The sequence below is a fragment of the Actinocorallia herbida genome, from assembly GCF_003751225.1.
GTDB classification, from domain to species: Bacteria; Actinomycetota; Actinomycetes; order Streptosporangiales; family Streptosporangiaceae; genus Actinocorallia; species Actinocorallia herbida.
Window position 1 is genome coordinate 6773606 of sequence record NZ_RJKE01000001.1, and the last position, 13842, is coordinate 6787447.

At 73.0% G+C, this 13842-nt stretch carries 10 protein-coding genes; 5 read left to right on the plus strand and 5 right to left on the minus strand.

Annotated features, from left to right (window positions below; all coding sequences use genetic code 11):
- The first annotated feature begins 423 nt into the window (after positions 1 to 423).
- Complete coding sequence (locus tag EDD29_RS30910) at positions 424 to 1821, plus strand: MFS transporter (RefSeq protein ID WP_170201657.1); 1398 nt, start codon at positions 424 to 426, stop codon at positions 1819 to 1821.
- Between the two features lie 227 nt (positions 1822 to 2048).
- Here the strand turns inward: EDD29_RS30910 and EDD29_RS30915 are convergent, their stop codons facing one another.
- Positions 2049 to 4709 (minus strand): cation-translocating P-type ATPase, encoded by a 2661-nt coding sequence (locus EDD29_RS30915; protein WP_123667824.1) that lies wholly within the window; start codon positions 4707 to 4709, stop codon positions 2049 to 2051.
- Between the two features lie 188 nt (positions 4710 to 4897).
- Between EDD29_RS30915 and EDD29_RS30920 the strand changes: the two genes are divergently transcribed.
- The gene (locus tag EDD29_RS30920; protein WP_123667825.1) at positions 4898 to 5755 is read left to right on the plus strand and encodes an alpha/beta fold hydrolase; all 858 of its coding nucleotides are present in this window, start codon (positions 4898 to 4900) and stop codon (positions 5753 to 5755) included.
- A 6-nt stretch (positions 5756 to 5761) separates the two neighbouring features.
- Here EDD29_RS30920 and EDD29_RS30925 read toward each other — a convergent pair whose 3' ends face one another.
- Positions 5762 to 6178 carry a DUF4259 domain-containing protein gene (locus EDD29_RS30925; RefSeq protein WP_148086150.1) on the minus strand — a complete coding sequence of 139 codons (417 nt, stop codon included), beginning with the start codon at positions 6176 to 6178 and terminating at the stop codon, positions 5762 to 5764.
- A 147-nt stretch (positions 6179 to 6325) separates the two neighbouring features.
- A complete protein-coding gene (locus EDD29_RS30930; protein WP_123667827.1) occupies positions 6326 to 6844 on the minus strand; it encodes a gluconokinase in 519 nt (172 codons plus the stop codon).
- A 96-nt stretch (positions 6845 to 6940) separates the two neighbouring features.
- Between EDD29_RS30930 and EDD29_RS30935 the strand changes: the two genes are divergently transcribed.
- The 3 genes from EDD29_RS30935 (at position 6941) to EDD29_RS30945 (ending at position 11069) form a co-directional block, all read left to right on the plus strand.
- Positions 6941 to 8407 (plus strand): PucR family transcriptional regulator, encoded by a 1467-nt coding sequence (locus EDD29_RS30935; RefSeq protein ID WP_123667828.1) that lies wholly within the window; start codon positions 6941 to 6943, stop codon positions 8405 to 8407.
- 111 nt (positions 8408 to 8518) lie between these two features.
- Positions 8519 to 9970 carry an APC family permease gene (locus EDD29_RS30940; protein ID WP_170201658.1) on the plus strand — a complete coding sequence of 484 codons (1452 nt, stop codon included), beginning with the start codon at positions 8519 to 8521 and terminating at the stop codon, positions 9968 to 9970.
- Between the two features lie 256 nt (positions 9971 to 10226).
- Complete coding sequence (locus tag EDD29_RS30945; RefSeq protein ID WP_123667830.1) at positions 10227 to 11069, plus strand: undecaprenyl-diphosphate phosphatase; 843 nt, start codon at positions 10227 to 10229, stop codon at positions 11067 to 11069.
- A gap of 48 nt (positions 11070 to 11117) precedes the next feature.
- On the opposite strand, the gene EDD29_RS30950 is transcribed toward EDD29_RS30945, so the two are convergent.
- Together EDD29_RS30950 and EDD29_RS30955 are read right to left on the minus strand one after the other, a co-directional pair.
- A complete protein-coding gene (locus tag EDD29_RS30950; RefSeq protein ID WP_123667831.1) occupies positions 11118 to 12152 on the minus strand; it encodes a zinc-dependent alcohol dehydrogenase in 1035 nt (344 codons plus the stop codon).
- Between the two features lie 197 nt (positions 12153 to 12349).
- Entirely contained in the window at positions 12350 to 13762 is a 1413-nt protein-coding gene (locus EDD29_RS30955; RefSeq protein WP_123667832.1) for a sulfatase-like hydrolase/transferase, read from the minus strand.
- Positions 13763 to 13842: the final 80 nt, after the last annotated feature.

Consider the following 13842-nt stretch of genomic DNA (forward strand, 5'->3'; position numbering starts at 1 on the left):
GCGCCCGTTCCCCACCGCGCCTCCCTCCCCGCACCCCTTTCCCCATCCGGCTCTCCCGCCTGGAGCGCCCGTTTCGCACCGCGCCCCCTCCTGACATCCCGTTCCCGTCCGGCTCTCCGCGCGGAGCGCCCGTTTCCCACCGCGCCTCCCTCCCGGCGCCCCGTTCCCGTCCGGCTTCCCCGCCTGGAGCGCCCGTTCCCCGGCGCGTCTCCCTCCCGTTTCCCTCCTGGCCGTGGGGTCTTCCCGGGGTGCGAACCCCGCCTCGGTGCCGCCTTCCCGTTTCCCGCCGGCGCTGGTCTCGCGGCCGGCGCGGTCGGCCGCTCGCACGTTTCTGGGGATTTACCTGGTCGTGCTTGTTCGGCGGCGGCGCATGCCCGATCCTCGCTAAGGAAACGTCGTTTCCTTGTGTAGAACGGGATGTGCATGAGCGCCGTCAGCGACCCGCCCCGGCCCGGGACCCGTACCGTGGAGATCACGGCCTATCCGGGGAGGCCTCCGGTGGCCGTCGATCCCGATCGGACCGCACCGTTCGGGTGGTGGCCCGCGATCGTCATCGCGCTCGTCGCGCTCATCGACCGGGTCGAGGCCAACCTCGTGGCCGGGGCACTGCCCAAGATCCAGGCGGAGTTCGGGTTCTCCGACACCGCGGGCGGCGCGATCGCCACCGCCGCCGCCGTCGCGGGCGTGGTCCTGCTCATCCCCGCGGGCCGCCTCGCCGACCGCGGCCGCCGCAACTGGACCGTCGCGCTGGTCGTCGCGGTCTGGTCGCTGCTCACCATCGGGTCCGGCCTCGTCCAGTCGTACGCGACGCTCTTCGCGGTGCGCGTCCTGCTCGGCGGCGCGGGCCTGCTCTACAACCCCTCCGGCTCCAGCATCCTCGCCGACTACTACCCCGGCCGCAGCCGCGCCCGCGCCTACGGGCTCGAGCGGTTCGCCTACTTCTCCGGCCTCCCCCTCGGCATCATGGCGGGCGGCCTGCTCTCCCAGGCCATCGGCTGGCGCGCGATGTTCTTCGTCATCGCGATCCCCGGCGTCCTCATCGCGCTCGCCTGCCTCACCGTGCGCGAACCCGTCCGCGGCCTCGGCGACCGGATCGAGGCGGCCCGGACCGTCAAGTCCGCGCCCGATCCGGAGGAGGGCCCGGCCGGGCCGCAGGAACCGCTGCTCGACCAGCTGCGCGGCCTACTGGCGATCAGGACGCTGCGCTCGGTCGTGCTCGGCCTCACCGTCCTGTTCTTCGGCCTCGGCGGCCTCTACTACTGGATGCCGAGCTACTACGAGCGCACCCACGGCCTCGCGGAGGGGGCCGCGGCGGGCATCTCCGGCGGCGTCGGCCTCCTCGGCATGATCATCGGCACCCTCCTGGGCGCGCGGTACGGCGACCGGCTGCACGGCAGGTCCTCGGGCTGGCGCGTGCACTTCGGCGCGATCGGCGTCGCGGTCGGCACCGTCGGCCTCGCCGGGACCGTCCTGCTCTCGGACTTCCTCGCCGTCCAGACCGTCTTCTACTGCCTGTCGAACATCGGGTTCAGCATCGCGATCCCCAACCTGACCGCGGCCAACGCCGACGTCGTTCCGACCGACCGGCGCGGCCTCGGCTTCGCCGTCCTCCAGTTCCTCATCACCCTCGGCGGCTCGGCAGGCCCCCTCCTGGTCGGTGCGGCCTCCGACCTCACCGGCTCGCTGCGCGGCGCGTTCGCCGTCCTGCTCATCCCCCTGGTGATCGGCACCGCCATCACCTTCACCGGCCGCAAGCACTACGACGGGGACGCCGCCGCAGCCGTCGCGCGGGGTGGTCCTGACCTGCCCGGGAAGGACTGACCCCGCGGGAGCCCGGCCCCAGGCCATCGGCCGACGCGAACCGCCCCGCCCGACTCACGGTCCAGCCGCGCCTACCCGAGCGGCGCCCGGCACGTCCACCGCGCCGGGCCCGGATGAGCCAGAAGTCCCTCACGGACCACGCGGCCGCCCGGCATCTCATGATCGAGCACGCGGCACCGGCGCCGCGCACCTCCTTCCGGTCGGCCCGAGCGTGCCCCCGCAGGCGCTCACGCCCCCTCTTCGGCGGGCGTGAGCGGCCTTGGCCGCTGGATCGCCTTGAGCACTTCGACCGCGAGGTAGGCGAGGACGGCCACGGCCAGGACGGGCAGCCACTGCGCCCAGGTCAGGGGCGCGGAGCGGAAGAGGGAGTGCATGAACGGCACGTAGGTGTAGAGCAGCTGGATCGCGACGAGGGCCAGGGCGCCGACGCCCACCCAGGGGTTGCGGCGCACGCCGCCCCACAGCACGGGCCGGTTCAGGGACAGGCAGGCGAACAGGTACGTCAGCAGGGTCAGCGCGAAGACGTTCACCACGACGGTCTGCGCGACGGCCAGCGAGGCGCCCTGGGCGCGTTCCAGGTGGAACAGGCCGAAAGAGCCCGCGAGCAGGATCAGCGACACCAGCAGGATCCGCAGGACATAGGGGCGTTCGACGAGCGGGGCGTCCGGCGGGCGGGGCGGGCGCAGCATCACGTCGGGGTCGCGGGGCTCGACGGCGAAGGGCAGGCCGAGGATCAGCACCGCGGTCATGTTCAGCCACAGCACCTGGAGGGGCTCGATCGGCAGGTCGGTGGCGAGGACGACCGCGGCCACCAGGAGCAGACCGAGGCCGAGGTTGGCGGGCAGCGCCCAGATCATGAACTTCACGATGTTGTCGAAGACCCCGCGACCCTCCTCCACGGCGGCCTCGACGGTGGCGAAGTCGTCGTCGGTGAGGACCATGTCGGCGGCCTCCTTGGCCACCTCCGTGCCGGTGACGCCCATCGCGACGCCGATGTCGGCCTGCTTGAGCGCGGGGGCGTCGTTGACGCCGTCACCCGTCATGGCGACCACCTGGGCGTCCCGGCGCAGCGCGTTCACCAGCCGCAGTTTGTCCTCGGGCGAGACCCGGGCGAACACCGAGGCGCGCCGGGCGAGCTCGGGCAGCTCTTCTTCCGCGCAGGAGGAGAGCTCCGTGCCGCTCACCGCGGCGCCGCCGCCGAGACCGATCTCCCCGCCGATCGCCCGCGCGGTCGCCAGATGGTCGCCGGTGATCATCTTGACCTCGATCCCGGCGGTGCGGCAGGCCGCGACCGCCGCGACGGCCTCGGGGCGCGGCGGGTCCTGCATGCCCTGGAGGCCGAGGAAGGTGAGCGGCGGCAGCTCCTCCAGCGGGCCCTCGTGCCCCCGCGCCCGCGCGAACGCCAGGACGCGCAGCGCCCGCTCGCCCAGCGCGGCCGCCTCCCCCTCCGCCTCCGCCCGGTCGAGGGCGACCGTGCGGCCCTCGGCGTCCAGGGCGTCGGCGCAGCGGGCGAGGACGCGCTCGGCCGAGCCCTTCACATAGACCGTGCCGTCGGTGTGCAGGGTGGCCATGTACTGGGCGCGCGAGGAGAACGGGATGACGTCGACGCGCTCCGGCGGCTCCGGCACGCCCGCCTTGGCCGCGCTCACCAGCAGCGCGCCCTCGGTCGGATCGCCGATGATCCGCCAGACGCCGTCCGCGTCGGGCGCCAGACCGGCGTCGTTGCAGGCGGCGCCCGCGGTGAACAGCTCGGCGAGCGCCGGGAGCGCCCCGGCGTCCACCGGCCGGTCGGCGGCGTCGCGGACCTCACCGGCCGGGTCGTAGCCGCCGCCGGAAAGCGCGTAGGGGACGCCGCCCGCGGAAGCGGTGACCACGGTCATCGCGTTGCGGGTGAGCGTGCCGGTCTTGTCCGTGCAGATGACGGTGGTGCCGCCCAGGGTCTCCACCGCGGGCAGCCGCCGCACGATCGCGCCGCGCGCCGCCATCCGGGACACCCCGAACGCCAGCGTCACCGTGACGATCGCCGGCAGCCCCTCGGGGATGGCGCCGACCGCGAGCGCGACCGCGGTGGTCACCATCTGGGCGATCTCCTGGCCGCGCAGCACCCCTACGGCGAAGGTGAACACCGCGAGCACGAGGATCGCGACCGTCACCGCCTTGGTGAAGGCGTCGATCTTGCGGGTGAGCGGAGTGCGGACCGCGGTGGCCGCGCCGACGAGCCGGTTCACCTTGCCCAGCTCGGTGGCGTCGCCGGTGGCGGTGACGATCCCGGTGCCGCTGCCCGCGGTGACGAGGGTCCCGGCGTAGGCCATGTTCTTCCGGTCGCCGAGCGCCTCGCCCGGTGGGGCGGCCGGGTCCTTGCCGACCGGCAGCGACTCGCCGGTGAGCGCCGACTCGTCGACCGCCAGCCGGTGCGCCTCGGCGACCCGCAGATCGGCGGGCACCTTGTCGCCCTCGCCCAGCACCACGACGTCGCCGCGGACCAGCTCGGCGGCGGGCAGCCTGACCCGTTCGCCGTCGCGGACCGCGACCGCCTCGTCCGGAGCCATCGCGGCGAGCGCCGCCAGCGCCTTCTCCGCCTTCGCCTCCTGGAGGTATCCCACGACGGCGTTCGCCAGCACCACCGCGCAGATGACGACGGTGTCGACGACCTCGCCGAGCAGCGCCGTCACCAGGGCCGAGGCCAGCAGCACATAGATGAGCGCGTTGTTGAACTGCTCGAGGAAGCGCCGCATCGCGCTCTTGCCGCGCGCGGCCGACAGCAGGTTGGCCCCGTCGGCGGCCAGCAGCTCCGCGGCCCGGCGGGAGTCCAGCCCCGCCGCGATATCGGTGCCGAGCAGCCCGGCGACCTCCGCCGCGCCGATCCGGTGCGCCTCGTCCACGTCCACCCCCTGTCTCCGTCACTTCCATCCGGCCGCTCCCCCCAGCCCCACGCCCCCGCAAAACCTCCCCGGCCCTTCCCTTCACCCCGCGCCTCGACCCGGACGGCGCACACCGTTCGGGAGGAATGCCGGGAAAGAGGCAGGGGAGGTTAGGGTTGCCGCAGTTCTCGTGGGCTCGGCAGGGACGGTGGCGGATGGCGGGGCAGGGGCACACCCTCGGCGTGAGCCGGTTCGCCGAGGTGGGCGGCGGACGGCGGCTGCACTACATGACGCGCGGCTCCGGCGGCGTCACCGTGGTGTTCGAATCCGGAATGGGGTTCTCGCGGTCCTGCTGGGGGCTCGTCGTGCCCGAGGTGGCGACGCGCGCCCGGACCGTCGTCTACGACCGGGCGGGCCTCGGGCGCAGCGACGACGACACCGCGCCGCGCACCCTCGCCCGGCTCGCCGCCGACCTCGCGGCGCTGCTCGACGCGCTCGGCCCCGGCCCGTTCGTGCTGGTGGGCCACAGCTGGGGCGGCCTCGTCGTGCGGACCGTCGCCGCGGCGCGGCCGGCGCGGATCCGCGGCCTGGTGCTGGTCGACCCGACCGACGAGAACTGCCCGCTGTACTTCACGCCCGCCGCCGAGCGGCGGTTCGCCAAGGGCGGCCGGACGACGGTGCTGCTCGCCAGGATCGGCCTCTACCGCCTGCTCGGGGCGCTGTCGCCGGGCAAGGCCCAGCCCGCCGACGTGGCCGCCGACCACCGCGCCGAGGACTTCACCGTGCGCGCCGCACGGGGCCTGCGCGACGAGGGCACGGGCGGCCTGGCCGACCTGCGGGCGGTGCGCGAAGCCCCGCCCGCGCTCGGCGGCCTCGATCTCTCTGTCATCTCCGGGACCAAGGAGCCACGCGCCGACCGGGCCAACCGCGCCGCGCTCACCGAGGCCCATCGGCTGACGGCGGCCGCCCACCGGAACGGCCGCCTCGTCGAGTCCCCCGTCTCCGGCCACATGGTGATGTTCACCGACCCCGCGACGGTGGCCGCGGAGATCCTGCGCACCGCCGCGCGCTGACGCCCTTCAGGGCACGGCCGCGCGCAGCACCGCCTCGTACGCGGCGTGCTCGGCGCGCACCTTGTCCAGCGCCTCCGCCTCGTCCCACAGCTCGGCCCATTCGTTGTCGCGCGCCTCGAAGGCCCGGTCGAAGACGGCGACGGCGAGCCCGACGAGCTCCGGCGACGGCGCGAACTCCAGCTTCGCGGCATGATCCCGGCCGTTGACGTCCTCGATCGTGCCCGGCACGAGCCGCTCGGCCACGAAGCACGCCGCGACCAGGGCCCCCGAGACCTCGTGCTCCTCCAGGTAGTCCGTGCCCCGGACGATGTCGGCCATCGCCCCCCGGATCGTCTCCGCCGCGGCGTCCGGCGCGTCGCTGACCGACGCGGCGAAGTCGAGCCCGCTGTCGTTGTCGAACGGCCCGTAATCCCAAGCGCCCATGGTGTTCCCCTCCAACCGCTGTTTCCTGGCCAGACACTACGCGGGGCCGCCGACAAATTTCCGGCCGCCCGGGAAATCCGCGGTACCCGATCTCCGACCCCTTGTCCGGAAAGCGGGCGGATCGAGCACGGTCCGCGGCGCGCCTTCTCAGCCGGTCTCGGGTGCGAGGCCGAGGACGACGAGCGCCCGGTGCGCCAGGACCGACGGGAGCGGGCCGATCGTGAGGGTCGCGCCCGCCTCGTCGGCGGCCAGGGGCTCGAGGACGGCGAGCTGGGAGTCGAGCAGCGACGGCGGCATGAAGTGCGCGGTCCGGTCCTGGAGTCGCGACGCCAGCAGCTCCTTCGGGCCGTGCAGGTGCAGGAAGCGCGTCGTCGGGGCGGAGTCGCGCAGGCGGTCGCGGTAGGAGCGCTTGAGCGCCGAGCAGGACATGACGCCTCCGCTCGCCGCGTTGTCGCGCAGCCAGCCGCCGAGGATGTCGAGCCAGGGCTCCCGGTCCTCGTCGGTCAGGGGGACGCCGGAGGCCATCTTCGCGATGTTCTCCTCCGGGTGGTGGGCGTCGCCCTCTTCGAAGGGCACGTCCAGCGCCTCGGCGAGCAACTGCCCGATCGTGGTCTTGCCGGAGCCTGAGACCCCCATGACGACGACGAGGGGCGCGGAACGGTGCATGATCAAAGACTGGGGCCCATGGCGCCGTCCCGCAAGGTGACGCGGTGAGCCCGGCCGGTGGACCGGCCACGAGGAGTGACCGGCTAGTTTTGACGCGTGGTACCTCTCCGGCTTTTCGTCGACCGGTTCGGCCTGCGCGTCCTCGGCGGCGCCGACCCGGCGGACCGGCGGGTGAGCTGGGTCCACGTCAGCGAACTCGCCGATCCCGTGCCCTTCCTGTCCGGCGGCGAACTGCTGCTCACCGCCGGGATCGACTTCCGGCCACAGGACAGCGCCGCGTATGTGGCGCGCCTCTCGTCCGCGGGGGTCATCGCCGTCGGCTTCGGGCTGACCCCGGTCTTCGACGAGGTCCCCGCCTCCCTCATCGCGGCCTGTGAAGAGGCCCGGATGACCTTGCTGGAGATCCCTCCCGAGGTCCCGTTCGCGGCGCTCTCCCAGGCGCACCACGCCGAGCTCGTCCGCGGCGAGACCCTGGCGCTGCGCCGCCTTTCCGACGGCCAGGGCGTGCTGATCCGCGCGGCGGGCGGCCCCGGCCCGCTGCGCGCGGTCGTGGACCGGCTGGCCGAACTGCTCGAAGGCTGGGTCCTCGTCGTCGACCACAACCGGGACCGGACCTGGGCGGCCGGGCCGGTGCGCGCCGACCGCCGGGTGAGCGAGGCGCTCAACCGGGCCTGCGCGAGCCGCACGCCCCTCAGCGCCGCCCTGAACGCCGCCGACCAGCAGGTGGAGATCCAGCGCCTGATCGGCCCTTCCCCGTCCGGCTACGCGATGGCGGTGGCCCGCGCGGCTCCCTTCACCGTCGCCGACCGGGGGCTCATCGCGGTGGCGGCCTCCGCGCTGTCGCTGCTGTTCACCGCGCCCGCGGAGATCGCGTCCTCCGACACGCTGGGCGCCGCCGCCGTCGCGGGCCTCCTGCGGCCGCCCTCCTGGGAGGCGGTCCTGGCCGCCCCCTTCGACCTGCCCGAGGACACCACGTGGCGGGTCGTCCGCAGCCTGCCCTCCGGCCTGCCCGGCCCCCCGGGGGCCGTCGCCCACACGCTCGCCGAAGTCCTGGCGACCCCCTATGTCGTGCCCGATGGCGACGCCTTCACCGCCCTCGTGCCGGGTGACAGGCCGCCCGCGGACCAGGCCCGCGCGCTGGACGAGGCGGGGATCTTCGCCGGGATCAGCCGCCCGCACCGGGCCGAGGACCTGGCCGAGGCACGCGAGCAGGCCGAAGCCGCCCTGAACGGCTCCAGGATCAAGGGCGCGGCCGTCGTGGCGGAGGATCCGGCCGAGGGCCTCCTCGGCCTGCTGGAGCCCGCGGAGGCCGCCCGGCACACCGCCGGGCTCCTCGCCCCGCTGGACGCCGCCCGCGACGCGCCGGTGCTGCTCGGCACGCTGCGCGCCTGGCTCGCCCAGCACGGCAACTGGGACAGGACCGCCGCGGAACTCGGGGTGCACCGCAACACCGTCCGGCACCGGATCCGCCAGACCGCCCGGCTGCTCGACCTGGATCTCGCGGATCCGGACGTCCGGATGGAGCTGTGGTTCGCCCTGCGCTGGCGGGCTCGCGGCGGCTGACAGGACGGTTCGTACAAATCGAAAGCACTCCCAGGACGATTCGACCAGTTCACACACCCCGGAACGGTCCATACCGTGTGCGGAACACGTGAGACCCCCGGAGGAATGACCATGGCAGACAGTTCCGGCCCCGGCCGGCTGGCCGCGGACGCGATGGGGACGAGAGATCTCGTCTTCACCGTCCTGGCCGCCCTCGCGCCGCTCACCCTCGTCGTCGCGCTCGCCCCACTGCACTTCCTCAAGGGCGGCGCCGCCGTCCCCGGCGGCTACATCGTCGCCGGCATCGTGATGACGCTCTTCGCCGTCGGCTTCATGACCATGGCCCGTTACGTCCGGAACGCCGGCGCGTTCTACGCCATGATCTCCAAGGGTCTGGGCAGGCCGCTCGGCTCCGGTTCCGCCACCCTCGCCCTGCTGGCCTACAACGGCCTCCAGATCAGCTGCTACGGAGCGCTCGGCCTCTACGCGGCGGACTCCTTCGCCCGGTACACCGGCCTCGACCTGCCGTGGTGGCTGTTCGCCCTCGCCGGGGCGGCCCTCGTGGGCTACCTCGGCTTCCGCGGTATCCACACCAGCGCGCGGGTCCTCGCCGTCCTGCTCCTCGCCGAGATCGCGATCCTGGTCGTGCTCGCCGTCTTCGTGATCGCCAAGGGCGGCTCCGGAGACACCAGCTTCAGCTCCTTCGCCCCGGGCGAGGTGCTCACCCCGGGCAACGGCGCGATGTTCGCGCTGGTCTTCGGCGCCTTCATGGGCTTCGAGGCCACCGCGATCTTCAGCGAGGAGGCCCGCGGCGGCATCCGGACGGTCCGGCGCGCGACCTACATCGCGGTCGGGTTCATCGCGGTGTTCTACGCCTTCTGCACCTGGATCGTCGTGTACGCGGTCGGCGCCGACCAGATCTCGGCCGCCGCGGAGAACGACCTCGAGGGCCTGGTCATCGGCGTCTACGAGGCGTTCACGCCGGGCCCCGTCAGCGCGGTCATGGAGATCCTCCTCCTGACGAGCGCCTTCGCCGCCCTCCTCGCGCTGCACAACGCCGCCAACCGCTACCTGTTCTCCCTGGGCCGCGAAGGGCTCGTGCCGTCCGTGTTCGGCAAGACGCACCCCCGCACCCTCGCCCCGCACGTCGCGGGCAACCTCCAGACGGCCGTCGCGATGATCGTCATCGTCGTCTGGGCCGTGTTCTCCCTCGACCCCTACCTCGGCCTCCTCCTGTGGGGCAGCTCCCTCGGCTTCTCCGGGATCATCGCCCTCTGGGCCCTGTGCGCCGTGGCCGTGGTCGTCTACCTGCGGCGCAACCACCCCGAGGTGGGCCTCTGGCGCAGCACCGTCGCCCCCGGCCTCAGCGCCGTCGCCCTCATCGTGGTGCTCTGCCTCGTCCTGGCGAACTTCGGCCTCCTGACGGGCGGCGGCACGACCACCAACACCGTGCTGCTGATCCTGTCCGTCGCGGCCTTCGCCGGCGGCGTCATCTCCGCGATCTCCCTGCGCCGCCGCGCCCCCGAGCGCTACGCGGCGCTGTCCGCCGCCGAGGTCGAGAGCGCCGTGCCGGAGCCCGTGTAAGCGAGGCCCGGGGCCCTCTCGCCCTATGGCGGCGCTCCGCGCTCGTACGGCCGCTCTGGGAGGCGGCCGTACCTGCGCGGGGTGCCTCGCCCTTCCCTCCTGGGATAAAGGTAGGAAAAATCCAGGAAGAAGGTTAGATGAACGATTGGCGACTGGGAGGTCCGCCCGGCCGCCGCGGAGTAACATCTCGGCGGGCGGGGTCATGATCGGCTTCGCGATCGTCCTCCCGTCGTCTCCGAATCGGAGCGCTTGATTCATGTCGTGGTTCGAAGCCGTCGTCCTCGGGCTGATCCAGGGGCTCACCGAGTTCCTGCCCATCTCCTCCAGCGCGCACCTGCGGGTGTTCTCCGCGCTGTTCGGCTGGGAGGATCCCGGCGCCGCGTTCACCGCGGTCACCCAACTGGGCACCGAGGCCGCGGTCCTGATCTACTTCCGCAAGGACATCGTGTCCATCGTCCGCTCGTGGGTGCTGGCGCTGTTCAAGAAGGACATGCGCGGTGACCCCAACGCCCGCATGGGCTGGTTCATCATCGCCGGGTCGCTCCCGATCTGCATCCTCGGGCTCGCCTTCCAGCACACGATCGAGACCGCCCTGCGGGACCTGCGGATCATCGGCGCCACGCTGATCCTCTTCGGCCTCATCCTCGCCGCCGCCGACCGGCTCCGGCTGAACTCGCCCGGCAAGCCCATCAGCGAGCTGACGCTGCCGCACGCGCTGGGCTACGGCTTCGCCCAGGCCCTCGCCCTCATCCCGGGCGTCTCGCGCTCCGGCGGCACCATCAGCGCGGGCCTGTTCCTCGGCTACAGCCGCGAGGCCGCCGCGCGGTTCTCGTTCCTGCTGGCCATGCCCGCCGTGCTCGCCTCGGGCGTCCTCGAGCTCTTCGACATCGGGGAGGGCCCCTCGCCCGCGTGGGGGCCGACGATCGTCGCGACCCTCATCGCGTTCGTCGTCGGCTACGCCGCCGTCGCCTGGTTCCTGAAGTACATCAGCACGCACACGTTCATGCCGTTCGTCGTCTACCGGGTCCTGCTCGGCTTCCTGATCCTCGGCCTGATCATCGCGGGCGTCCTGACCCCGACCGAGGGCGGCCTCGGCTAGGCACGGCTTCCGAAGGCCCCGGCACCGGTGTGCCGGGGCCTTCGCGCGTCAGGCGTTGGGGTCGACGAGCACCTTGGTCTGGGGACTCGCGCCCGAGTCGAGCTCCTCCAGCATCTCGCGGAGGCCCGAGAGCGGGATCGTCGCGGTGTGCAGCGCCTTCACGTCGAGGCGGCGCGACGCGATCGCCTGCATCGTCGCGAGGAAGTCGTCGTGGTTGTAGGCGAGGGAGCCGATCACGGTGAGCTCACGGGCCTGCCAGTCGCCGTAGCTGACCGTCGAGGTCGTCAGCGGGAAGCCCAGCAGGGCCAGGGTGCCGCCCCGGCGCACCAGCTCGGCCGACGGCTGGAACAGCGACGCGACGCCCGCGCACTCGAACACCACGTCCGCGCCCAGGCCGCCGGAGGCGGCGGCGAGCAGCGGGGCGAGGTCCTCGGGCGGGACCACGTCGGTGAAACCGAGGCGCAGGGCGGTCTCGCGACGGGAGGGCGACGGCTCGGAGACGATGACCCGCCCGGCCCCCGCGTTGCGCGCGTGCTGCGCGGTGAGCAGCCCGATCGGCCCGGCCCCCTGGACGACGGCGAGGGCGCCGAACTCGATCGCCGCCCGACGGACCGCGTGGAAGGCCACCGTCGCGGGCTCGACGAGGGCCGCCTCGACGTCCGTCAGCGCGTCGGGCACCGGGATGGCGCGCCGGGCCGCGACCGCCACGCGGTGTGCGAAGGCGCCGTGCGGGGGCGCGGCGGGGTCGACGCCGTTGGCCTCGGCGAAAGCGGTGTCGCACTGGCGGGCGTGCCCGGCGCGGCACTGGGGGCAGTGCCCGCAGGCCGGTCCCACGCCGCCGACCACGCGCTGCCCGACGCGCAGCCCCTTCACCGCGGCTCCTACCGCGCTGATCCTGCCGGTCCACTCGTGGCCGAAGACGGCGGGCGGGAGCATGTGCCCGTCGGTGTAGCCGTGGACGTCGGTCCCGCAGATGCCCGTGTAGACGATGTCCACGACGACGCCGTCAGGGGCGGGCCGGTAGGGCTCCTCCCGCTGGGTCACGTCGAGCTGATAGGGACCGGAGACGGTCAGATATGTCATGTTCCCGCGCCTTTCCGCGGGCGGCCGTCGTCGGCGCGCCCGCCAGGGCCGGCGCCCCCCGGCACCGATCCCTGCCTGCGATTTTATGGACAGGCCGAAATCTGCCCTACAGGCGGGTCATAAAGGCACAGAAGCGGCGGGCCCATCGTCTGGACCCGCCGCGCCGCGCTCCGCCGCCCCGGAAGCCGGGGCTTCACTCAGCTGTAAGGCAGCAGGGTGCCTGCGATGGCCTCCCACGACTGCTTCAACGAGGCGAGCCTGGCGGGCTCCAGCTTCGCGTAGTCGCTCACCTCGCGTTCGTCGACCGCGAGGTTGAACAGCTGGTCGGCGCCGCCGGTGCCGCGGAAGTACTTCCAGTCGCCACGGCGCAGCGCGCGGTAGCCGCGGGTCCGCCAGAACAGGTCGCGCTCGGGCACGGTCTCGCCGCGCAGCAGGTACCCGGCGAGGCTCCTGCCGTCCAGCGGGTAGGCCGGGTCCGGGACGGTGCCGGCGAGCTCCAGGAGGGTCGCGGTCCAGTCGGGGCTGAAGACGGGCACGGCGCTGTACTGCCTGCCCTTGAGCGCCGCGGGCCAGCGCAGGATGTTCGGGACGCGGATGCCGCCCTCGTACAGGCTCGCCTTGTTGCCGGTCAGCGGCCAGTTGTAGGAGAAGCGCTCGCCTCCGTTGTCGCTGGAGAACAGCACCACGGTGTTGTCCTCTTGGCCCGACTTGCGCAGCTCGGCCAGGACCTTGCCGATGGACGCGTCCAGGGACTCGACCATCTTGGCGTAGATCTCGACGGAGCCTCCGTCGTTGTGCAGGAGGGCCTGGGTGGGGTTCACGCCCGCCTGGATCTTGGCGGTGATCGCGTCGCTGACCGCCTTGTCGTCCTTGGTCTCCCAGGGCCAGTGCGGGGTGGTGAAGTTGAGGTTCAGCAGCCAGGGCTTCTCGTGGCGGCGGCCCACGTAGTCCACCGCGCGCTCGGTGAGGATCGTCTCGTAGTAGCGCAGGTCCTCATAGGTGGCGTCGCCCTCGTAGAGGTCGTACTCGCCCTGCGTGCCGATCTTGGAGAAGTAGTCGAGCGCGCCGCCGAAGTTGCCGAAGAACTCGTCCCAGCCGCTCTTGGTGGGGCTGAACTCCGGAAGGTAGCCCGCGTGCCACTTGCCGATGAGCGCGGTGTCGTAGCCCGCCTTCTTCAACTGCGACGCGAGGGTCGGGTGCTCGGGGGGCAGGCCGACGCCCCGGGCGTTCAGCGGCTCCAGCAGACCACCGGGAAGACGGCCCGGGTAGCGGCCGGTGTAGAGGGAGAACCGGGTGGGCGAGCAGGTGGCCGAGCCGGAGTACGCCTGGGTGAACCGGACGCCTTGCGCGGCGAGCCTGTCCAGGTTGGGCGTCTTGATGTGCGGGGCGCCGTAGCTCGACACGTCCGAGGCGCCGAGGTCGTCGGCGATGATCACCAGGATGTTGGGCTGCTTGGGCGGCCGCGGCTTCTTCCCCTTGCCCTCGGCCCTGAACTCGGCCTCCCCCTCGCGCGGCTCCGACGGCGAGGCGAACGCGGGACCCGCCAGGGCCGCGCCCGCGGCTCCCCCTCCGACGAGTCCGGCGAACGCACGACGGGACAACGACGACATCCCAACCCCTTCGATAGGAAAACTAGGAATCGTCAGTAGACCATGATCAAGCCCCACGGACCAGACGTTGGTCAATTTTT

Bases quoted from the DNA above. Each gene is read 5' to 3' on its own strand.
- EDD29_RS30910 (WP_170201657.1), top strand. From the start codon at position 424: ATGAGCGCCGTCAGCGACCCGCCCCGGCCCGGGACCCGTACCGTGGAG.
- EDD29_RS30920 (WP_123667825.1), top strand. From the start codon at position 4,898: ATGGCGGGGCAGGGGCACACCCTCGGCGTGAGCCGGTTCGCCGAGGTG.
- EDD29_RS30925 (WP_148086150.1), bottom strand. From the start codon at position 6,178: ATGGGCGCTTGGGATTACGGGCCGTTCGACAACGACAGCGGGCTCGAC.
- EDD29_RS30930 (WP_123667827.1), bottom strand. From the start codon at position 6,844: ATGCACCGTTCCGCGCCCCTCGTCGTCGTCATGGGGGTCTCAGGCTCC.
- EDD29_RS30940 (WP_170201658.1), top strand. From the start codon at position 8,519: ATGGCAGACAGTTCCGGCCCCGGCCGGCTGGCCGCGGACGCGATGGGG.
- EDD29_RS30945 (WP_123667830.1), top strand. From the start codon at position 10,227: ATGTCGTGGTTCGAAGCCGTCGTCCTCGGGCTGATCCAGGGGCTCACC.
- EDD29_RS30950 (WP_123667831.1), bottom strand. From the start codon at position 12,152: ATGACATATCTGACCGTCTCCGGTCCCTATCAGCTCGACGTGACCCAG.
- EDD29_RS30955 (WP_123667832.1), bottom strand. From the start codon at position 13,762: ATGTCGTCGTTGTCCCGTCGTGCGTTCGCCGGACTCGTCGGAGGGGGA.